General features: G+C 73.3%; 20 protein-coding genes. 13 read left to right on the top strand and 7 right to left on the bottom strand.

From position 1 onward, the window contains the following. Positions 1-32: 32 nt before the first annotated feature. Positions 33-1,634 carry a sodium:solute symporter family protein gene (locus tag GXP71_RS14840; RefSeq protein WP_162353274.1) on the top strand — a complete coding sequence of 534 codons (1,602 nt, stop codon included), beginning with the start codon at positions 33-35 and terminating at the stop codon, positions 1,632-1,634. 149 nt (positions 1,635-1,783) lie between these two features. On the opposite strand, the gene GXP71_RS14835 is transcribed toward GXP71_RS14840, so the two are convergent. Then, a complete protein-coding gene (locus GXP71_RS14835) occupies positions 1,784-2,140 on the bottom strand; it encodes a cupin domain-containing protein (RefSeq protein WP_162353273.1) in 357 nt (118 codons plus the stop codon). Positions 2,141-2,171: 31 nt separating this feature from the next. Beyond that, a complete protein-coding gene (locus GXP71_RS14830; RefSeq protein ID WP_162353272.1) occupies positions 2,172-3,080 on the bottom strand; it encodes an A/G-specific adenine glycosylase in 909 nt (302 codons plus the stop codon). A 170-nt stretch (positions 3,081-3,250) separates the two neighbouring features. Between GXP71_RS14830 and GXP71_RS14825 the strand changes: the two genes are divergently transcribed. Next, positions 3,251-3,883 (top strand): hypothetical protein, encoded by a 633-nt coding sequence (locus GXP71_RS14825; protein ID WP_162353271.1) that lies wholly within the window; start codon positions 3,251-3,253, stop codon positions 3,881-3,883. Positions 3,884-3,932: 49 nt separating this feature from the next. Here GXP71_RS14825 and disA read toward each other — a convergent pair whose 3' ends face one another. From disA to radA, 3 genes are all read right to left on the bottom strand, one after another. Continuing rightward, a complete protein-coding gene (disA, locus tag GXP71_RS14820) occupies positions 3,933-5,003 on the bottom strand; it encodes a DNA integrity scanning diadenylate cyclase DisA (RefSeq protein WP_124344378.1) in 1,071 nt (356 codons plus the stop codon). 89 nt (positions 5,004-5,092) lie between these two features. Next, complete coding sequence (locus GXP71_RS14815) at positions 5,093-5,299, bottom strand: hypothetical protein (RefSeq protein WP_162353270.1); 207 nt, start codon at positions 5,297-5,299, stop codon at positions 5,093-5,095. Further along, positions 5,296-6,693 (bottom strand): DNA repair protein RadA, encoded by a 1,398-nt coding sequence (gene radA, locus GXP71_RS14810; RefSeq protein WP_162353269.1) that lies wholly within the window; start codon positions 6,691-6,693, stop codon positions 5,296-5,298. Before radA ends, GXP71_RS14815 begins: the two co-directional genes overlap by 4 nt. An 88-nt stretch (positions 6,694-6,781) precedes the next feature. Between radA and GXP71_RS14805 the strand changes: the two genes are divergently transcribed. The 4 genes from GXP71_RS14805 to GXP71_RS14790 all read left to right on the top strand — a co-directional run bounded on the left by GXP71_RS14805 (position 6,782) and on the right by GXP71_RS14790 (position 11,814). Further along, positions 6,782-7,453, top strand: a complete 672-nt coding sequence (locus tag GXP71_RS14805; protein WP_238402436.1) for a TetR/AcrR family transcriptional regulator — start codon at positions 6,782-6,784, stop codon at positions 7,451-7,453. Continuing rightward, entirely contained in the window at positions 7,446-8,375 is a 930-nt protein-coding gene (locus GXP71_RS14800; RefSeq protein ID WP_162353268.1) for an ABC transporter ATP-binding protein, read from the top strand. Before GXP71_RS14805 ends, GXP71_RS14800 begins: the two co-directional genes overlap by 8 nt. Then, positions 8,372-10,018, top strand: a complete 1,647-nt coding sequence (locus tag GXP71_RS14795; RefSeq protein ID WP_162353267.1) for an ABC transporter permease — start codon at positions 8,372-8,374, stop codon at positions 10,016-10,018. The genes GXP71_RS14800 and GXP71_RS14795 overlap by 4 nt, the downstream gene beginning before the upstream one ends. A gap of 65 nt (positions 10,019-10,083) precedes the next feature. Continuing rightward, entirely contained in the window at positions 10,084-11,814 is a 1,731-nt protein-coding gene (locus GXP71_RS14790) for a hypothetical protein (RefSeq protein ID WP_162353266.1), read from the top strand. 61 nt (positions 11,815-11,875) lie between these two features. Here GXP71_RS14790 and GXP71_RS14785 read toward each other — a convergent pair whose 3' ends face one another. Beyond that, on the bottom strand, positions 11,876-13,390 hold the full coding sequence (locus GXP71_RS14785; RefSeq protein WP_162353265.1) for a hypothetical protein: 1,515 nt from the start codon (positions 13,388-13,390) through the stop codon (positions 11,876-11,878). A 561-nt stretch (positions 13,391-13,951) separates the two neighbouring features. On the opposite strand from GXP71_RS14785, the gene nrdH reads away from it, so the two are divergent. The 4 genes from nrdH (at position 13,952) to nrdF (ending at position 17,957) form a co-directional block, all read left to right on the top strand. Next, on the top strand, positions 13,952-14,197 hold the full coding sequence (gene nrdH / locus GXP71_RS14780) for a glutaredoxin-like protein NrdH (protein WP_013772638.1): 246 nt from the start codon (positions 13,952-13,954) through the stop codon (positions 14,195-14,197). A 205-nt stretch (positions 14,198-14,402) separates the two neighbouring features. Further along, on the top strand, positions 14,403-14,819 hold the full coding sequence (nrdI, locus tag GXP71_RS14775) for a class Ib ribonucleoside-diphosphate reductase assembly flavoprotein NrdI (protein ID WP_162353264.1): 417 nt from the start codon (positions 14,403-14,405) through the stop codon (positions 14,817-14,819). Between the two features lie 35 nt (positions 14,820-14,854). After that, on the top strand, positions 14,855-16,936 hold the full coding sequence (gene nrdE, locus GXP71_RS14770; protein ID WP_238402435.1) for a class 1b ribonucleoside-diphosphate reductase subunit alpha: 2,082 nt from the start codon (positions 14,855-14,857) through the stop codon (positions 16,934-16,936). A 40-nt stretch (positions 16,937-16,976) separates the two neighbouring features. After that, positions 16,977-17,957, top strand: coding sequence for a class 1b ribonucleoside-diphosphate reductase subunit beta (gene nrdF / locus GXP71_RS14765; protein WP_202924259.1), 981 nt, complete (start codon positions 16,977-16,979; stop codon positions 17,955-17,957). 64 nt (positions 17,958-18,021) lie between these two features. Here nrdF and GXP71_RS14760 read toward each other — a convergent pair whose 3' ends face one another. After that, positions 18,022-19,062 carry a YafY family protein gene (locus GXP71_RS14760; RefSeq protein WP_162353262.1) on the bottom strand — a complete coding sequence of 347 codons (1,041 nt, stop codon included), beginning with the start codon at positions 19,060-19,062 and terminating at the stop codon, positions 18,022-18,024. A gap of 101 nt (positions 19,063-19,163) precedes the next feature. On the opposite strand from GXP71_RS14760, the gene GXP71_RS14755 reads away from it, so the two are divergent. The 3 genes from GXP71_RS14755 to GXP71_RS14745 all read left to right on the top strand — a co-directional run bounded on the left by GXP71_RS14755 (position 19,164) and on the right by GXP71_RS14745 (position 20,854). Beyond that, positions 19,164-19,616 (top strand): VOC family protein, encoded by a 453-nt coding sequence (locus GXP71_RS14755; RefSeq protein WP_162353261.1) that lies wholly within the window; start codon positions 19,164-19,166, stop codon positions 19,614-19,616. A gap of 92 nt (positions 19,617-19,708) precedes the next feature. Then, on the top strand, positions 19,709-20,467 hold the full coding sequence (locus GXP71_RS14750; protein WP_202924258.1) for a DUF6544 family protein: 759 nt from the start codon (positions 19,709-19,711) through the stop codon (positions 20,465-20,467). Between the two features lie 57 nt (positions 20,468-20,524). Further along, complete coding sequence (locus tag GXP71_RS14745) at positions 20,525-20,854, top strand: hypothetical protein (RefSeq protein ID WP_162353260.1); 330 nt, start codon at positions 20,525-20,527, stop codon at positions 20,852-20,854. Positions 20,855-20,895: the final 41 nt, after the last annotated feature.

Raw genomic sequence — 20,895 nt, 5'->3', positions numbered from 1 at the left:
CCGGCGCCGCCGCCGTCCCTCCCGGAGCCACCATGATCATCGCCGGAGTCGGGCTCTCCGTCCTCGCCGTCGTCCTCGTCGGCATCCTCGTCGCCCGCAAGGTCGACGGGGACAGCGCCAACTACCTCGTCGCCGGGCGCCGCCTCGGCGTCCCGCTCGTCGCCGCCTCCCTCATGGCGGCCGCGGTCGACTCGAACGCGACCGTCGGCAACACGGACCTCACCTCGTCGTTCGGGTTCTGGGCGGGCACGTCGCTCGCGCTCGGCCTCGCGATCTGCCTCACCCTGACGGGCCTGTTCCTCGCCAAGCCCATGCACCGCATGAAGCTCTTCACGCTCGGCGACTTCTACCGGATCCGGTACGGGCGGGGTGTCGAGATCGCCGCGTCGATCCTCATGATCTTCGCGTTCGCGATCCTCATGGCCGGCAACCTCGTGGCCTGCGGGTTCCTGCTCGAACGGTTCCTCGGGCTCGACTACACGGTCGGGGTCGTCATCGCGGTCGCGCTCGTGCTCGTCTACACGATCGGCGGCGGCATGTTCTCCGACGCCTACACCGCCGCGATCCAGATCGCGATCACGGCCGTCGCCACGGTCGCGCTGCTGTGGTGGGTCGGCTCGACGGTCGGCTTCCAGATCGACCCGGGTATGGGCCCCTTCGACCTCGAGCAGCTCACGTCCACCGACGCCGGTGCGCCCATCAACTGGGCGACGCTCATCTCGCTCGGCATCGGCGACATCGTCGCGATCGACTTCATGCAGCGCGTGTTCTCCGCGAGGTCGCCCGAGATCGCCCGCCGGTCCTGCTTCACCGCCGCCGCGGGCACCGCGATCGTCGGCGTCGCCTACGGCCTCGTCGCGCTCACCGCCGTCTCCGTGCTCGGCATCACGACCGCCGACGGGCCCGTCCTGTTCACCCTGCTCGACGACTACGCGCCGCCCGGCCTCGCGATCCTCGTCCTGTCGGGCATCGTCGCCGCGTCGTTCTCCACCGCGTCCGGCGCGATCCTCGCGACGTCCGCCGTCGCCGTCCGGAACATCTTCGGCGTCCGCCGCGTCGTCGACACCCCCGGCGTCAAGGACCCGCTGCTGCGCTGGACCCGCCTCGCGATGGTGCCGGTCGTGATCCTCGGTGTGACCGTCGCGCTCGAGGTCGCCCAGACCGGCATCCTCCTGACCCTCGCGTTCGACCTCATGCTCGCCGCGCTCGTCGTGCCGTTCCTGCTCGGCCTCTTCTGGAAGCGCGGCGGTCGCGACGCCGCCGTCGCCGCGATGGCCGTCGGCCTCACCGTGCGGCTCGGGCTCTTCGTCCTCACGCCCACGATCTACGGCGTCCCGAACGACGTCCTCTACATCCCGAACGACCTCGTGCCCGCGACGTTCGACGGCTGGCCGACGTTCTACGGCGCGATCACGTCGCTCCTCGCCTACCTCGTCGTCGCGTTCCTCCGCCCGCGGTCGATCGAGGAGGAGGCGTGGGCCCTCACGGACACCGCCACCGCCGAGCCCGCTCCCGCGGACGCGTCGGCCGTCCCTGCCGGCGTCACCGCGCAGTCGTCGGACGCCGCGACGAAGCCCGTGGTCGCCCGCGCGACCGACCCCGACGTCGGAGACGGCCTGCCGTCCCCCGCCTGACGCCGCACCCGCCACCACGGCGGGCCGGGCCATCCCCGGCGAGCTCCCGTCGTCGAACGCGCCATCACGCACGTCTCCGGTCTTCCGGGCGTGCGTGATGGCGCGCTCGGCGTCGTCGCCGGGCCGGGGGCGGGTGCGCCCAGGAGTCGTCAGCGGGGGCGCTCGACGAACGGGTCCGCGAGGTCCAGGTCGCCCGACGTCTCGACCACCACCAGGACCGCGTCGGTCACGGCCCATGTCTGGTGCATCTCGCCGGGCTCCCAGACGACGAGCGTGCCTGCTCCTGCCGGGACGCGCGGCGCGTCGTCGGTCTGCACCTCGACGTCCCCCGACACGACGCCGAGCACCTGCCGCCGCACCGCGCGGTGCCGCCCGATCGTCCCGCCCGCGTCGAGCCGCGCGACGTGCACGCTCGTCGCACCGGTCGTGGGCGGCACGGCCTCGAGCAGCACGCCCGCGCTGTCGAACCGGTCGAGCGGGTAGCGGACGACGTCGTAGAGGCGCATGCCCGCACCGTCGCGGCTCGCACGACGACCGTCAAGCGGGCAGGCGGTAGGTCGGCGGTGCGTCGTCGTCGCGGCCCGGGTCGCGCACGACGAGACCGTCGGCGACGAGCGCGTCCACGCACCGCTCGCGCTGCACGACGTCCGTCCAGACGGCGTCGATCGCGTCCTGCGGGACGGACCCGATCGCCTCGCGCAGCAACGACATGACGCGGCCGCGCACCTGCCGGTCCGTGCCCGCCCACGCCTGCGTGCGACGTCGCGCGGCGTGCTCGTCACCGGGTCGGCCCGCCGCACGCCACGCACAGCGGTCGGCGACCGGGCAGGCGTCGCAGCGCGGCGACCGCGCCGTGCAGACGAGCGCGCCGAGCTCCATCGACGCCGCCGCCCAGCGCGCTGCCGTCGCATCGTCGTCGGGCACGAACGTGCGTGCCAGCGCCACCTCGCCGACGGTCTGCGACGGCGCGGGCAGGGCCGTCCCTGCCGCGACGCGGGCGATCACCCGCCGGACGTTCGTGTCGAGGACCACCGACCTGCGCCCGAACGCGAACGCCCGCACGGCCGCCGCGGTGTACGCGCCGATCCCGGGGAGCGCGAGCAGCGCGGCCTCGTCGTCGGGGACCTCGCCGCCGTGCCGCTCGACGACCGCCCGCGCGCACTCCTGGAGCCGCAGCGCGCGCCGCGGGTAGCCGAGCCGGTCCCACGCCCGCAGCACGTCCGCGGTGCTCGCGGCGGCCAGGTCCGCAGGCGTCGGCCAGCGCGTCATCCACGCGCGCCACGCGGGCTCGACCCGGACGACGGGCGTCTGCTGCAGCATGACCTCGCTGACCAGGACGCCCCACGGCGTGCGGTCCGCGGCGCGCCACGGCAGGTCGCGGGCGTGCTCGTCGAACCACGCGACGACGTCGTCGCGCACGCCGGCGGCGTCGAGGGTCGGGGGCACCCGGACATCCTCCCCGACGCCACCGACGCCGCGTGCGTCTCGGCCCGCGAGTCGGGTCCGGTCCGCGTGCACCACCGCCGTACTGTGGTCGCCCGTCAGGCCTCCTCCGTCAGCGAGCGTCCGGCCGACACCGCGAGCGACCGACCGAGAAGCCGACCGAGGGGGGTGCGATGGGCGTCGTCCGGCCCGCTGGCCCGCTGCCCGCCCGCGTGTACTGGGTGCGGCGCGTCGTCGTCCTCGGGATCCCGCTGCTGCTCGTCGTCCTGGTCGTGTGGCTCGTCGCCGGCCGCGGCTCGGCGACGCCGCCGGCCGACGCGTCGCCCCAGGACACGCCGTCGTCCGAGCCGAAGACCGAGGTCGAGACGCCCGCAGCCGACGACGACGAGGACACGGAGGACACCTCGGGCGTCCCGCCGACCTGCACGGCCGAGGTCCTCGCGCTCGCGATCGCCGCGACCGCCGAGTCCTTCCCCGAGGGCACCAGCCCGTCGTTCACGGTCAGCATCACCAACACCGGCACGCAGCCGTGCGTCGTCGACGCGGGCGACACCCAGCGGGAGATCGTCATCACGTCCGGGGTGGACCGCGTCTGGTCGTCGAAGGACTGCCCGGTCGCAGGCAACGAGACCCGCACGCTGCTGCTCGCGGGCGGCGCGGCCGACGAGTCGACGCTCGCGTGGAACCGGGTCCGCTCCGCCCAGGGGTGCCCGGCCGATCAGCCGACACCCGGCGCGGGCACCTACTCGGCGGCGTTCACGCTCGCGGGTGCGACGGCCACCCCGGTCGTCTTCGGCCTCGGCTGACCGGTTCGTCGGCGCGGGCCGACCCTGTGCGGGTCAGCCGATCGAGTCTCTAGACGTACCGCTCGAGGATCGACGACTCCGCGAGCCGGGACAGGCCCTCGCGCACCGCACGTGCCCGCTGCTCGCCGACGCCGTCCACGGCCATGAGGTCGTCGATGCTGGCGGCCAGGAGCTTCTGCAGGCCGCCGAAGTGCGCGACGAGCCGGTCGACGATCGTGCCGGGCAGCCGGGGGACCTTCGACAGCAGCCGGTAGCCGCGGGGGCCGGCGGCCGCGTCGAGGGCGTCGCCGCCGCCGGGCAGACCGAGCACGCGGGCGATGTGCGCGATGTCGAGCAGCTCGGTCGACGTGAGCTCGCCGAGCGCGGCGAGGACGGTGTCGACGTCGCGGCGGTGGGTGTCGACGTAGTCGCGGATGACGAGCGCGCGGTCCGACCCGAGCCCGCCGACGAGCTCGTCGAGCTGGAGCGTGAGGAGGCGTCCGTCGGTGCCGAGCTCGACGACGTAGCCCTCGATCTCCTCGGAGATGCGGCGGACCATCTCGAGCCGCTGGACGACGGTCGACACGTCGCGGACGGTGACGAGGTCCTCGATCTCGAGCGCCGAGAGCGTGCCGCTGACCTCGTCGAGGCGGGCCTTGTAGCGCTCGAGGGTCGCGAGGGCCTGGTTGGCGCGCGACAGGATCGTCGTCGAGTCCTCGAGCACGTGCCGCTGGCCGCCGACGTAGAGCGCGATGATCCGCATCGACGCGGACACCGAGATCACGGGGAAGCCGGTCTGCTTGGCGACGCGCTCGGCGGTGCGGTGACGCGTGCCGGACTCGGACGTCTCGATGGTCTGGTCGGGCAGCAGCTGCACCGCGGCGCGGACGATGCGGTCCCCGTCGACGACGACGGCGCCGTCCATCTTGGCGAGCTCGCGCAGGCGGGTGGCGGAGAACTCGACGTCGAGCTCGAACCCGCCGGAGCAGATGCTGGCGACGAGGTCGTCGAAGCCGAGGACGATGAGGGCGCCCGTGCGGCCGCGCAGGATCCGCTCGAGGCCGTCGCGAAGCTCACCGCCGGGGGCGACGGCGGCGAGGGTGGACCTGAGGAGGTCGTCGGGGGCGTGCGAGGTCGGCACCTGAGCATGGTAACGAGCCGTGTCGAGCGAGTTCCGGACGACCCGCCTGACGGGCACGACGAGTGCGGACGTCCGCCCGTTCGCCGCGCTCACAGCGCGGGCAGTCGACGGTGGTCGATGAGCGCCGTCTCGACGCCGCACGCGGTGCACCGCAGGCGGTGGACGGTGCTCTCCACGTCGGTCCAGAGCACGACGGGCGACGGCTCCCAGGCGACGTCCCGGTGCGCGCAGGCCGCGTCGCCCTCACGGGATCCGTCGTGCTCCGCGGCCTCCCCGTGCTCGCGCTCCCCGCTCACGCGCCGATCCCGGCGGCGCTGACGGCCTGCGCGAGGTCGCCGACCTGGAGCACGCGGATGCCGTCGGGCGGGGCGACGCCGTCGAGGGAACCGGCGGGCACGACGGCCCGCGTGAACCCGAGCCGTGCGGCCTCCGAGAGCCGGCGCCCGACGCCGGACACGCTGCGGATCTCCCCGGCCAGCCCGACCTCGCCGACGGCGACGAGCCCCTGCGGCAGCGCGGTGTTCTCCCGTGAGCTGACGGCGGCGAGCGCGAGCGCGAGGTCGGCAGCGGGCTCGACGACGCGTGCGCCCCCGACGGTCGACACGTAGACGTCCTGGTCGGCGAGGCGCGCACCGAGCCGGCGCTGCAGCACCGCGAGCACCATCGCGAGCCGGGAGGAGTCGACGCCGCTGGTCGTGCGGCGGGGGTTCGGCACGGCAGACGGAGCGACGAGCGCCTGGACCTCGGTCGCGAGCGGCCGGCGTCCTTCGAGCGTGACCGTCAGGCAGGTGCCGGGGACGGCGGCGTGCGACCGGGACACGAACAGCCCGGACGGGTCGGCGAGCCCGACGATGCCGTTCTCGGACAGGTCGAAGCAGCCGACCTCGTCGGTCGGGCCGAAGCGGTTCTTGGTCGCGCGCAGCAGCCGGAGGCGGGAGTGCCGCTCGCCCTCGAACTGGCAGACGACGTCGACGAGGTGCTCGAGCGTGCGCGGCCCGGCGACCGACCCGTCCTTGGTGACGTGCCCGACGAGCACGACGGGCAGGTCGCGCGACTTCGCGGCGGCGATGACGGCGGCGGTGACCTCGCGGACCTGCGCGACGCCGCCCGCGGTGCCCTCGACGGCGGCGGACGCGATCGTCTGCACGGAGTCGAGGACGAGCAGGTCGGGGTCGACGACCTCGATGTGGCCCAGGACCGTCGCGAGGTCCGTCTCGTCCGCGAGGAGCAGCTGCTCGTGCAGCGCGCCGACGCGCCCGGCCCGCAGCCGCACCTGGCCCGCGGACTCCTCGCCGGTCACGTAGAGCACCCGGCGTCCGCCTCGGGCGGCCCGCGCGGCGACGTCGAGCAGCAGCGTCGACTTGCCCACGCCGGGCTCGCCCGTGAGCAGCACGACCGCGCCGGGCACGATGCCGCCGCCGAGGACCCGGTCGAGCTCGTCGACGCCGGTCGGGCGGGCCCGCGCGGCCTCGACGTCGATCTCGCTGATCGGGCGTGCGGGGGAGCGGGTCGGGGCGGTCGCGACGGTACGCGGGGCGCCGCCGCCGGGTCCGAGGTCCTCGCTCACCGTGCCCCACGCCTGGCACTCGCCGCACCGGCCGACCCACTTCGTGGCCGTCCAGCCGCACTCGGCGCAGCGGAAGCCGGGGCGGGCGCTGCGGTCGGCGCGCTTGGTGGTCGTCGTGCTCACGCCCGGCACCGTACCGACGCCCACCGACACGCCGGCTCGTCGACACCCGGGCGTGCCACGTCCGGGCCCTTGCGCCGAGCCTGAACGCGTGTTTAGTCTGGTGAACGTGCGTTCAGCCACCGACGACCTGACCGCCCGCGCCCGCATCCGGGACGCGGCCATCGCTCGCTGGGGTCGGGAGGGCTTCCGGGCGGGGATGCGGGCGATCGCCGCCGACGCGGGCGTCAGCGCACCCCTCGTCGTCCACCACTTCGGATCGAAGGACGCGCTGCGCGCGGCGTGCGACGAGCACGTCCTGGCGCGCATCTTCGAGGAGAAGTCGGCGGCCGTCGCCGGCACCCCGCCCACGGACGTCGTCGCGAAGCTCGCGATGCTCGAGGACTACGCGCCGCTGTTCGCCTACGTCGTGCGCAGCCTGCTCGACGGCGGATCGCTCGCGGCGCGGTTCGTCGACGGGATGGTCGAGGACGCGGAGAAGTACCTGGAGGACGGCGTCGCCGCCGGCACGATCCGGCCGAGCCGGGACCCCCACGGCCGCGCCAGAGCCCTCATCGCGACCACCGTCGGCACGATCGTCATGGCGCAGACCGACGCCGCCGCGGGACGCGGCCCGGCCCCGACCGAGGACCCGACCGCCGCGATGAAGGCGATGTACGACAACGTCATGGTCGGCAGCCTCGAGCTCTACACGTACGGCCTGTTCACCGACAGCTCCTACCTCGACGCCTTTCTCGCCTACGAGGAGAACCCCCATGAGTGATGCGATCGTCACGCGCGACCTGGTGAAGTCGTTCGGCGCCAAGCGTGCGCTCGACGGCTTCGACCTCACCGTGCGCACCGGTGAGGTGCACGGCTTCCTCGGGCCGAACGGCGCGGGCAAGTCGACGACGATCCGCGTGCTGCTCGGGCTGCTGCGCGCGGACTCGGGCGACGTGCGGCTGCTCGACGGCGACCCGTGGCAGGACGCGGTCGCGCTGCACCGCCGGCTCGCGTACATCCCGGGCGACGTGAGCCTGTGGCCGAACCTGTCGGGCGGCGAGGCGATCGACGTGCTCGGGCGGCTGCGCGGCGGGCTCGACCCGCGACGTCGGGCGGAGCTCGTCGAGCGCTTCGAGCTCGACCCGCGGATCAAGGGCCGCGCCTACTCGAAGGGCAACCGCCAGAAGGTCGCGCTCGTCGCGGCGCTCGCGACCGACGCCGAGCTGCTGCTCATGGACGAGCCGACGAGCGGCCTCGACCCGCTCATGGAGGCGGTGTTCCAGGACGTCGTCCGGGAGGCCGCGGCCGAGGGGCGGACCGTCCTGCTGTCGAGCCACATCCTCGCCGAGGTCGAGGCGCTCGCCGACCGCGTCACGATCATCCGGCAGGGGAAGGCGGTGCAGTCGGGCTCGCTCGACGAGCTGCGCGGCCTCACCCGGACGACGGTCGTCGCCGGTGTCCGGGACGGTGCGGCCGCGGAGACGGCGCTCGGCACGCTGCCGGGCGTGCACCACCTGCGCCGCGACGACGGCCACGTCACCGCCGACGTCGACACGGCCGCGCTCGACGGAGTCCTGGCCGCGCTGCCCCGGCTCGGCGTCACGTCGCTCGTCGCGCACCCCCCGACGCTCGAGGACCTGTTCCTGCGGGAGTACAGCGACGAGCTCGCGACGCTCGGCGTGCGGGAGGGGGACGCGCGATGACGACGACGACCGCCCCGGCGCGCGTGCCCGCCGCCGCGGAGCGCTCCGGGCGCGACGACCCGCTCGTCGGGACGGGAGCGCTCGTCCGGGTCGCCCTGCGGTTCGACCGCTGGCGCATCCTCGTGTGGGCCGTCGCCGTCGCGGGGATGGTGCAGGTCTCCGTCGACGCCCTCGCGCAGGTGTACGCCGACCCCGCGACGCGTGCCGCCCGCGCGACCCTCATCTCGTCGCCCGCGGCGACCGCGCTGGCCGGCCCGGGCTACGGGCTCGACGACTACACGCTGGGCGCGATGACGGCGAACGAGATCGCGCTCTGGGTCATGCTGCCCGTCGCGATCATGGCGATCCTCGCCGTCACGCGGCACCTGCGCGCCGCCGAGGAGGACGGCCGGCTCGAGCTCGTGCGGTCCGCCCCGGTCGGGCGTGACGCGCCCGTCGTCGCGGGCCTCGTCGCCGCCGTCGTCGCAACCGTCGCCGTCGGCGGGCTCACGTTCCTCGCGCTGCTGACGACCGACCTCGACCCCGTCGGCTCCGCTGCGATGTGCGCGGGAGTCGTCATGGTCGGGCTCGTGTTCGCCGGCATCTCGGCGGTCGCGTCGCAGCTCTCGTCGCACGGGCGCACCGCGTCGAGCCTCGGCATGGCGGCCCTGGGCGTCGCGTTCCTGCTGCGCGCGGTCGGCGACGTCCGCGGGCCCGAGAGCACGAGCGTCCTCACCTGGTTGTCGCCGTTCGGCTGGGCGCAGGCCACGCGCGCGTACGTCGACGAGCGCTGGTGGCCGCTGCTCGTCGGCGTCGCCTTCGCAGCCGTGTGCGTGGCCGTCGCGTTCCGCCTCGTCGGGCGGCGCGACCTCGGCACGGGGCTCGTGCCCGAGCGCCTGGGCCGGCCGGCCGCGCGACCCGCGCTCGCGGGCATGACCGCGCTGACGCTGCGCCGGCAGACGGGTGCGATCGCGTCGTGGGGCGTCGCGATCGTCCTGTGCGGTGCGCTCATCGGCGTCCTCGCCGGGGCGATCGTCGACTTCCTCGAGGACGACGCGACGCTCGGCGAGATGTTCGGCAGCGGCACCGACGCCACCGCGGGCGCCTTCGCGCTCTACACGATGTTCCTCGCCGTCATGGCCGCGTCCTACGTCGTGACGGGCGTCGCCGCGGTCCGGCACGAGGAGGTCGCGACGCGCGGCGCCCGGGTGCTCGCCGGACCCGTGTCGCGGTGGCGCTGGCTCGGCACGCAGGTCGGCGTCGCAGGGGTCGCCGGGCTCGTCCTCATGCTCGTCAGCGGGCTCGTCATGGGCGTCACGGCAGCCGTGAGCCTGGACGACCCGAGCCAGGTCGGCGTGCTGGTCGGCGCCGCGGCCGTCACGCTGCCCGGCATCGCGTGCGTCCTCGGCCTCGCCGTCCTGGTCTACGCCGTCGCGCCGCGCCTGCTCGGGTTCGTGTGGGCGTACGTCGCGTACGTGGGCGTCGTCGGGATGTTCGGCGAGCTGCTGCCCGACGGCTCGGACGCGCTGTCCCCGTTCACCTACCTTCCCGGGCTGCCCGCCGACGACATGACGTGGCCGCCCGTGGTCGCGGTGACCGCCGTCGCGGCCCTCCTGCTGGCCGCCGGGTTCGCCGCCTTCCGGCGTCGCGACGTCGTCGGCTGAGCGCCCGTCGGTAGGCTGCGGAACGTCCGGCGGGCGTGCCGGGCAGGGCGAGCGATGGGAACCCGATGACCGAGACCGGCGGATCCGGCGGCAACACGAGCCCGCACTGGGGGCGGCTGGGCTGGGCGCCGACGGGTGCGACGGCCCCCGCCGACGGTGCCCCCGCGACGGCTGACGGCCCGAGCACGCCGCCCCTCGTCCCCGCGGTCGTGGCCTCGAGCCCCGCCCCTGCGCCGTCGCCCGGCGCAGTCCCGACGTCCGCGCCGTACACCCCGACCACGACCGCGTCGTCCACCCCGACCGCGACCGCGTCGTCCGCACCGGGCGCGACCGTGCCGTCCGCACCGGGCGCGACCGCGGCGTCCGCACCGGGGGCGACCGCGGCGGCAGCGACCGTGCCGGCCGCCGCGACCGTGACCACGCCCGCCGACCCGCCGTCGGTCGCACCGCCACTGCCGCGGCGAACCGCCGCGGGGGCCGCTGACCCGTCTCCCGGTGCGGGCGCGCTCGCCGCCTTCAGGGCCGGCGCGGCGGCGGGTGCCGCCGCGGGCGCGGCGCCCACGACCGCGACCGTGGCCGTCCCGCCCGTCAGTCCGCCTCCTGGCCTCGTCCGGCCGGTGCCGCCCGCGGCGACCGCTTCGGGCGCCGCCGCGCGTCCCGCGTTCACCGCGCCGACACCGGCGGCAGCGCCCGCGAACGGGACGCCGCTGCCGACGCGCACGCCCACGACCGCCGTGGCGACGTCGGTGGCCGGTGCGGCCTCGCCGTCGCCCGCGGCCCCGCCGACCGCCTCGGCCGGTCCCGCCTCGGCTGCGCCGACCGCCTCGGCCGGTCCCGCCTCGGCTGCGCCGACCGCTCCCGCCTCGGCTCCGGCGGCGGGGAGCGCGCCCTCGGCACCCACGTGGGCCCGTGTCTCCCCGCCCGCCGCTCCGCCCACGGGTCCCGCGGCGTCGTCGACCGACGCCGCCGCGGCGGCCCGTCCGGTCGACTCGCCGTCGGGTCTGCCGACGGCTCCGCCGACGGGACCTGCGACCGGCCCGTCACGACGCGTCCCCGTGCGCCCGTCGTTCGGCAAGCCGTCGACGCGGCCGGTGAAGGCGGTCGCCGCCGCGGGCTCCGCGGCGCCGGGCTCGGCCGAGGAGTCCGGCGCGTCCTCCGGCGGCACGGGCGGCTCGGGCGGGCGGCCGCGCTGGCTGCTGCCGGCGATCATCGGCGCCGTCGTGGTCGTGATCGCGGTGGTCGTCGGGGGGATCCTGATGTCGCGGAGCACCGGCGACGAGACGCCCCCGCCGGTGGCGAGCACGATCCTGCTGCCGTCGCCCACGCCGACGATCCAGCCTGCGGCCCGGACCGCGACGACGGCCTTCGCGACGGCGCTGCCGACGACGGTCCTCCAGTACGCGCTGACGGGCTCCGCGCCCGACGACGAGTGGCTGGCGGCCGGTGCGGTCGAGGCGTACACGGACACGTTCGGCGACGGCGCGGACGGCGAGGTCGTCGTCCGGGCCGGTCAGTGGGAGACGCCGGAGGACGCGTCGGCGTTCGCCGCGCAGCTCGTCGCCGCCCTCCCCACTGCGGCCGCCGGGCCGAGCCCGTCCGCGACCGCCGGTGCGGCCGACACCGGGCTGCCCCAGTCGGGTGAGGTCGTCGCGGGTGGCACGCCGGCGGGGACGTACACGATCGTCGACGCCGGTGACGGCACCGGTGTCGCGGTGTGGACCAACGGCTCGTCGGTGTTCCACGTCGTCGGCCCGGTCGACGACATCGCGGACCTCTACGCGGCCTTCCCGCTGTAGTCGACGGTCCCACCGTCGGGCCGTCACGGCCCGCGCGAGGCCGTGACGGCGCGGCGTGCGGTCAGGAGAAGACGAGCCTCAGTGCGCTCACGACGCCGAGGGCGGCGACCCCGAAGGCGAGCACGAGCACGGCGAGACGGATCTGCCGCTCGTGCGCCGCCTGCGGATCGGCGGTGGGGCTCGTGTGCTTCTGCTGGACCACGTCGAGCGCGGGGCGCCACACGTCCCCGGTGGAGAGGTCGTGGACGAGCTGCTTCGCCTGGTGCTGCGCGCCGCCGACGAGCGTGCCGTCCGCGACACGGAGCAGCGCCCAGGACGCACTGGCGCTGCCGAGGTACGAGACGCGTCCCGAGGACCCGAGCACCGAGCGCCGCGTCACCATGTCGGCGCCGACCTGGGTGGGCCGGACGTGCAGGACGTGCGTCACCGGGTGGCCGTCCTTGGTGTGCAGGGCCTCGCGTGCGCAGGCGCGTGCCAGGGGAGAGATGCCGGCGGCGTCCACGGTCGTCAGCGCCACCACGACGGCTCGTGTCGCGTCCAGCCGTGCCGTGGCGGTGTCGACGACCGCCTGAGCCGGGCCGACCGCCGCCTGTCGCCTGGCGACCTCGGCGGTGAGGCGCTCGAGGTGGGCCTTGAGCATCTCGATCCGGTCGGCCGTGACGTCCTTGTCGGCGACGGCGTCCGCCCAGGCCGACTGCGCCGACATCGCGGCGGCCTTCCGGTCCGCGAGCTCAGCAGCGACGGGCGCGACGAGCTGGCGGAGGGCGAGCGTCTCCGCGGTCAGGCCGTCGACCTTGCCGGCGAGGTCCCGCAGGGCGGCGAGCGTCGGCCCGGCGGCGCGCGCGACCTCGAACCCGTCGAGGGTCACGCGGTTCTCGGTACCAGCGCGCGGCCCGAGTGCTGTGGCGGTGAGCGTCGCCAGCAGCGCCGAGTCGGCGCTCACCTCGACTGCGCTCACGCTGAAGTCCGTGGCGGTGAGCTGCACGAGCTGGACCGCGGTGCCGAGGGCCGAGCCCGCGGGCGGCTCCTTGGCCTCGGCCTTCTCGGCGGGGGCCGCCGCCTGGGTCGCGTCCGCGGAAGTCGCGTCCCTCGCCGTCGGTGGTGCGGGCGGAGGGGGTGATGGTCGCTCATCTCTGCTGTAGTCGTCGACGGCTGCGCGCAGCGTCTCTGCCGCGGTGCGCACGACCTCGATCAGCCGGGCGAGCTCCGTCGATCGCTCGGTGAGCGAGGTCCGGCTGAGCGTGGCCTGGACGTCTGCGGTGAGCAGGTTCGCGTCGGTGGTGACGAGCACGTGCCAGGACGGTCCGGGGACCTTCGCAGCGACGGCGGCAGCGGCGGCGATCGCGTCCGCCGTCTCGTTGACGACCTGGTGAGCGAGCAACGGACCGAGGGTGCCGGCCTTCGCCCCGACGGTCACCTCGCCCGTGGATCCGCCCGCCACGCCGGGTGCCAGCGCACTCAGGGCGGCCGTCCTGGCTGCAGTCAGCTTGGTGCGTGCCTCGAGCACCGCGAGCTCCGCGGCCAGCTGCTTCGCCTCGTCCGCCCCTGTCGTCGCGCCGTTCGTCGTCTCCGTCATCGCTGGTGCCTCGCTTCCGACTCCGGCGGGGCGGCATCCCTTGCGACGCCTGCTGACGTGCTCTCGCGCCCCCTGTCCGATCGTGGACCTGAGGTCGGCTGCGGACCAGACCTGACCCGTCCCGCGCATGTCCGGGTGGCGGAGGAGCGTCGCCCACGGCTGGCTCCACGGCGCCCGTCACCCGTCCGGGCGATCTGTCGGGAGTCGTCCTGCGGCCGCTGCGGCGTGTCGCGCCCCGGCGCGTCCGGGCGAACTGGACGCTGCCCTTGTGGACCCGGTTGTGCACGGTGCTGTGCGGCTGCTGGGGACGCCTGTGGACGGTCCGCGAACCCGCAGGTCGGGGGCTCTGTCGGACCTCGGCGATACCCTGGTTTCTCCACAGGGTGAAGTTGAACGACACGGATGTAACACAATCCCTAGTGGTGGCTTGTGAGTCGCACCCCTAGGTGTAGTGTTGAAGTCGACGCGGTGGGGGAACCGCGATCGGCTCTGCAAGGGGCCCACGGACCATCGCGACCCACTCCGGGGGGAGCGTCGCGCGACAGTGAACTAGGAGCCACGATGACGATCACGGTCTACAGCAAGCCGGCGTGCGTGCAGTGCAACGCGACCTACCGCGCGCTCGACAAGCTGGGTGCCGAGTACACCGTCGTGGACATCAGCGAGGACGCCGACGCGCGTGACTACGTCATGTCGCTCGGCCACCTCCAGGCCCCCGTCGTGATCGTCGACGGAGACCACTGGTCGGGCTACCGCCCGGACCGCATCAAGGCGCTCGCCGACCGCATGGCCGCCGCCGTCGCCTGACGCACGCGGGCGGCCGGACGGGTCGCCCACCACGGACGCCCCGGGCCGGCGCAGGACTCGCACCGCGTCGGCCCGGCGGGCATCCGCCCCCGGTACCGGACACGACGAGGGTCGGCTCCGCCGTGCCCTCGCACCGACACCGCACCGAGACCGCACACCGAGCGCGACGGTCCGACCGTCCGAACGAGGCGAGGGGAGCAGGCCGATGAGCTCGCTGGTCTACTTCTCCTCCGCCTCGGACAACACGCACCGCTTCGTGGAGAAGCTGGGCCTGCCGGCCCAGCGCATCCCGCTGCGGCCGACTGACCCGTTCCTGCACGTGACGGAGCCGTACGTCCTGGTCGTCCCCACCTACGGCGGTGGCAACGAGGGCGGCGCCGTGCCGCGGCAGGTCGTGAAGTTCCTCAACGACGAGGGCAACCGGTCGCTCATCCGCGGCGTCATCGCGGCGGGCAACACCAACTTCGGCGAGGCCTACTGCATCGCGGGGGACATCGTCGCGGCCAAGTGCCGCGTCCCCTACCTGTACGGGTTCGAGCTCATGGGAACGAACGAGGACGTGCACCGCGTCCGCGAGGGATTGAGGACATTTTGGCAGCGACAGTCGCAGATACCCGCGTAGAGCTGACGGGGCTGGACTACCACGCCCTGAACGCGATGCTGAACCTCTACGACGCGGACGGGAAGATCCAGTTCGACAAGGACCGTGAGGCGGCGCGGCAGTACTTCCTGCAGCACGTCAACCAGAACACGGTCTTCTTCCACGACCTCGACGAGAAGCTCGAGTACCTGGTCGAGAACAAGTACTACGACCCGGCCGTCCTGGCGCAGTACGACCGCGCGTTCATCAAGACGCTCTTCGAGTACGCGTACTCGAAGAAGTTCCGCTTCCAGACGTTCCTCGGCGCGTTCAAGTACTACACGTCGTACACGCTGAAGACGTTCGACGGGAAGCGGTACCTCGAGCGCTTCGAGGACCGCGTCTGCATGGTCGCGCTGAGCCTGGCCGAGGGCGACCAGGACTTCGCGATCAGCCTCGTCGACGAGATCGTGTCGGGCCGCTTCCAGCCGGCCACGCCGACGTTCCTCAACCTCGGCAAGGCGCAGCGCGGCGAGCCGGTGTCCTGCTTCCTGCTGCGCATCGAGGACAACATGGAGTCCATCGCGCGCGGGATCAACTCCGCGCTGCAGCTCTCGAAGCGCGGCGGTGGCGTCGCCCTGCTCCTCAGCAACATCCGCGAGCACGGCGCGCCCATCAAGCACATCGAGAACCAGAGCTCGGGCGTCATCCCCGTCATGAAGCTCCTCGAGGACTCGTTCTCGTACGCGAACCAGCTCGGCGCGCGCCAGGGCGCCGGTGCGGTCTACCTGCACGCGCACCACCCGGACATCTACCGGTTCCTCGACACCAAGCGCGAGAACGCCGACGAGAAGATCCGCATCAAGACGCTGTCGCTCGGCGTCGTCATCCCGGACATCACGTTCGAGCTGGCGAAGAAGAACGAGCCGATGTACCTGTTCTCGCCGTACGACGTCGAGCGCGTGTACGGGGTGCCGTTCGCGGACATCGACGTCTCGGAGAAGTACTACGAGATGGTCGACAACGCCGCCATCCGGAAGACGAAGATCAACGCGCGCGAGTTCTTCCAGACGCTCGCCGAGCTGCAGTTCGAGTCCGGCTACCCGTACGTGATGTTCGAGGACACGGTGAACCGTGCCAACCCGATCAAGGGGAAGATCACACACTCGAACCTCTGCTCGGAGATCCTCCAGGTCTCGACGCCGTCGACGTTCAACGAGGACCTCTCCTATAAGGAGGTCGGCCGGGACATCTCCTGCAACCTCGGCTCGATGAACATCGCGCTCGCGATGGACGGCCCGGACTTCGGCAAGTCGGTCGAGACCGCGATCCGCGCCCTGACGGCGGTGTCCGACCAGACGGACATCGAGTCGGTGCCGTCGGTCAAGCGCGCCAACCGCGGCGGGCACGCCATCGGCCTCGGGCAGATGAACCTGCACGGCTACCTGGCGCGCGAGCGCATCTTCTACGGGTCCGACGAGGGCCTCGACTTCACGAACATCTACTTCTACACGGTCGCCTACCACGCGATCCGTGCGTCGAACCTGCTCGCGCAGGAGCGCAAGCAGGCGTTCTACGGGTTCGAGGACTCGAAGTACGCGACGGGCGAGTACTTCCAGAAGTACGTGGAGAAGGAGTGGGCGCCGCGCACCGAGCGCATCCGCGCGCTGTTCGCCGACGCGGGCGTGCACATCCCGACGCAGGACGACTGGCGCGAGCTGGCCGCCCTCGTGCAGGAGCACGGCATCTACAACCAGAACCTGCAGGCGGTCCCGCCGACCGGCTCGATCTCGTACATCAACCACTCGACGTCGTCGATCCACCCGATCGCGTCGAAGATCGAGATCCGCAAGGAAGGCAAGATCGGCCGCGTCTACTACCCGGCGCCGTTCATGACGAACGACAACCTGGAGTACTACCAGGACGCGTACGAGATCGGCTACGAGAAGGTCATCGACACCTACGCCGAGGCGACGCAGCACGTCGACCAGGGCCTGTCGCTGACGCTGTTCTTCAAGGACACGGCGACGACCCGTGACCTCAACCGGGCGCAGATCTACGCCTGGAAGAAGGGCATCAAGACGATCTACTACATCCGCCTCCGCCAGCTCGCCCTGGAGGGGACGGAAGTCGAGGGCTGCGTCTCGTGCATGCTCTGACCGCGCTCCGCTCGCTCGACCTGACGAAGGAAGAAGTTCGATGACCCCGACGGGGAAGCTGAAGCTGATCGACCGCGTGTCGGCGATCAACTGGAACCGGCTCGAGGACGAGAAGGACGCCGAGGTCTGGGACCGGCTCGTCGGCAACTTCTGGCTGCCGGAGAAGGTGCCGGTGTCGAACGACATCCAGTCGTGGGCGACGCTCACCGAGCAGGAGAAGACGCTCACGATGCGCGTCTTCACCGGCCTGACGCTGCTCGACACGATCCAGGGCACGGTCGGCGCGGTCAGCCTGATCCCGGACGCGATCACGCCGCACGAGGAGGCCGTCTACACGAACATCGCGTTCATGGAGTCGGTGCACGCCAAGTCGTACTCGTCGATCTTCTCGACGCTGTGCTCCACCAAGGAGATCGACGAGGCGTTCCGCTGGTCGGAGGAGAACCCGAACCTCCAGCGCAAGGCCGAGATCGTCATGCAGTACTACAAGGGCGACTCGCCGCTGAAGCGGAAGGTCGCGAGCACGCTGCTCGAGTCGTTCCTGTTCTACTCGGGCTTCTACCTGCCCATGTACTGGTCGAGCCGCGCGAAGCTCACGAACACGGCCGACCTGATCCGCCTGATCATCCGAGACGAGGCGGTGCACGGGTACTACATCGGCTACAAGTTCCAGAAGGGTCTGGAGCAGCTGTCGGCCGAGGAGCGCCAGGAGCTCAAGGACTACACGTTCGAGCTGCTCTTCGAGCTGTACGACAACGAGGTGGAGTACACGCAGGACCTGTACGACGGCGTCGGTCTGACCGAGGACGTCAAGAAGTTCCTGCGCTACAACGCCAACAAGGCCCTGATGAACCTCGGCTACGAGGCGCTGTTCCCGCGCGACGAGACGGACGTGAACCCGGCGATCCTCTCGGCGCTGTCGCCGAACGCGGACGAGAACCACGACTTCTTCTCGGGTTCGGGCTCGTCGTACGTCATCGGCAAGGCCGTCAACACCGAGGACGAGGACTGGGACTTCTGATCCGGACCTGACCGCACCTCACGAGAGGCCCGCACCCCGCTCGGGGTCGCGGGCCTCTCGCGCGTCACGGGGCGGTGACCGCGGCGGTGGCCGCGGCGGTCGCCGCGTTGCGTGCGGCGAGCCGGGCGAACGCGTCGGTCAGCTCGGGCGGACCGACGACATCGACGTCCGCGTCGAAGCGGTTGAGCGACGCGGCGAGCGCGACCCACGACCAGGACCCGGTCGTGAGGCGGCAGCGGTCGGGGCCCACGTCCTCGACGACACCGTCGCCGACGAACGACCGCACGTCCGTCGCCGGCAGGTGGAGGACCACCGTGCCGCGGCAGGGCTGCCCGTCGGGGGGCACGGCAGCTCCGGTCGCGCCGGTCGAGCCTGCCGGGGCGGACCCCTGGAAGCGCGCGAGGACGTACCCGGCGACGTCGCCACCCGGCACCTCGCGCGGCGTGAAGCGCGGGCCGTTCGGTGTCCGGAGGGACATGCGGTCGGCGCGGAACAGGCGCCAGTCGGCGCGGTCGAGGTCCCACGCGACGACGTACCAGCGGCCGCGCGCGGTCACGAGGTGGTGCGGCTCGGCGCGCCGCGCAGGTCCGGGCGCCGACGGCGAGCCGGAGCGCGGGTCGGCGTAGTCGAACCGCAGGACCTCGTGCGCCCGGACCGCGGCGGAGATCGCGACGAGCACGTCGGGTGCGACGGCGTCGGGAGCGGCGCCGGTGCGACCGGCGGGGAGCGTCGTGAAGTCCAGCGCGTCGAGGCGGTGGCGCAACCGGGTCGGCATGACCTGGCGCAGGGTGGCCAGCGCGCGCACCGCGGCCTCGTCGATCGCCGTCCCCGTCGCCGGTGCGGCCCGCAAGGCCACGGTGAGGGCGAGGACCTGGTCATCGTCGAGGAGGAGCGGCGGCAGGTCGGACCCGGCGTCGAGGCGGTAGCCGCCGTCGGCGCCCCTGGTCGCCTCGATGCGGTAGCCCATCTCCCGCAGGCGGTCGACGTCGCGGCGCACGGTCCGGCCGCTGATGCCGAGCCGCTCCGCGAGGACGGACCCGGGCCAGTCGCGCCTGGTCTGCAGCAGGGAGAGCAGCCGCAGGAGGCGGGAGGTCGGTGTCGCCATGCGGGAAGCCTAGGCGTGTACTAGGACCGTTCCTGACCTAGATGCTCGGGAGGGTGGTGGTCGCCGGGAACGACCCGGCGGAACGGCCGTCAGGAGCGGACATGAGCCTCACCACCACGACCCACCTCAACTTCCACGGCGATGCGCGTGCGGCGCTGGCCCTGTACGCGTCGGCCGTGGGTGGCGAGGTCGACGCGACGACCTACGCCGACCTCGGCATGCCGGGGGACGCCCCCGGCGCCGACGGCGTCGTGTTCGGCCTCGCCGCCGCCGACAACGGCTTCCGTGTCATGGCGTACGACGTCCCCGGCCCGCGCGGTTCGGTGCCCGCCGGGACGACTCGTCGTGAGAACGGCCTCACCCTCACCGACCAGCCGTTCTTCGTCTCCGTCCGCGGGGACTCGCTCGACGAGGTGCAGGCCGTCTGGGACGGTCTCGCGGACGGCGCGACGGTCGTCGAGCCGCTCGCCGCGTCGGCGTGGAGCGCGGGGTTCGGCATGCTCACCGACCGCTTCGGCGTGACGTGGGTACTCGACGTGGCCACCCCCGCCTGACCTGAGCGGAGGGCGGGACCTTCGCCTCGCGCGACGGTCCCGCCCCGCTCGTAGCGTGCGGAGCAGGTCCCGACGGAGGGGGTGGAGGTCTCGTGTCCCGTCACACGCCGACGGCACGTGCGCGGCTCGACGACGTCCCGGGCCCGCGGCTCGGCGAACCGCTGCCGCGGTTCACGTCCGCCGGCACCGCCGGTCTTCCCGAGGCGACGAGGCGCTGGCTGCGGCACGCGATCGCCGAGGGCACGCCGCTGCACCGCTCGGCGGCACTGACGATGCACGGCGAGATCAGGATCGGCTCGTGGCGCCCCTTCACCGCGCGTCAGCTGATCGTCCCGGGCTCCGCGTTCGTGTGGCAGGCCCGGACCGCGATCCTCGGGCTGCCCGTGCGCGGCTTCGACCGCTACGTCGACGGCGTGGGCGAGATGCGTTGGCGGCTGGCGGGCGTCGTCCCGGTGATGAGCGCCCAGGGCGACGACGTCACGCGCAGCGCGGCCGGGCGGCTCGCCGGGGAGGGCGCGCTCGTCCCGACGGCGTTCGGCGTGGCGACGTGGACCGCGGACCGCGACCCCGACGCGTTCGTCGGGCGGTGGCTGATCGACGGCGACGAGCACGGCGTGCGGTTCGAGGTCGGACCGGACGGACGGCTGCGTCGCGTGACGATGGACCGGTGGGGCGACCCCGACGGGCGCGGCCACGCGCTGCACCACTTCGGCGTGACCGTCGACGCCGAGGCGACGTTCCACGGCGTGACGATGCCCGGACGCTTCCGGGCGAGCTGGTGGGCGGGCTCCGAACCCGAGGAGGAGGGCGAGTTCTTCCGCGCGACGATCACGGACGCGTCGTTCTCCTGAGGCCGTCGCGGGGTGGATCTCGGGGACGTCCGCTTCCCGAGGAGGATGCTGGGTCCCATGGACCACGACGCACTGCACGACGTCCGACCCGTCACGACACGTCTCGTCGATCCGCGGGACATGACGCACGAGGTCACGGCCCCCGTCTTCCGGGTCACCTTCTGGACGGGGGAGCGTCACGACGACGCCGGCACCCCGGCGAGCCAGGAGGCGACGTACGAGCTCGAGGGGGTCGACGTCGTCGACGCGATCGCGTGGGCGCGAGCCCACGCACGGACGGTGTCCCCGCTCGTCCTCGTGCAGCTCGCGGTCGTCGCCGACGACCCCCGGACGGACGGCCGCACGGCGATCAGCCTGTGGTCGTGGGACGGCCACGCGGATCGGTAGGCGACGCGCGAGGCGGACGGCTCGCGCCGCGCGCGCGGCGG

It is taken from the genome of Cellulomonas sp. H30R-01 (assembly GCF_010119915.1).
Taxonomy (GTDB): Bacteria; Actinomycetota; Actinomycetes; order Actinomycetales; family Cellulomonadaceae; genus Cellulomonas; species Cellulomonas algicola.
Note: the sequence above shows the minus strand (reverse complement) of the source record. Positions and strands in the feature narration are given on the sequence as shown.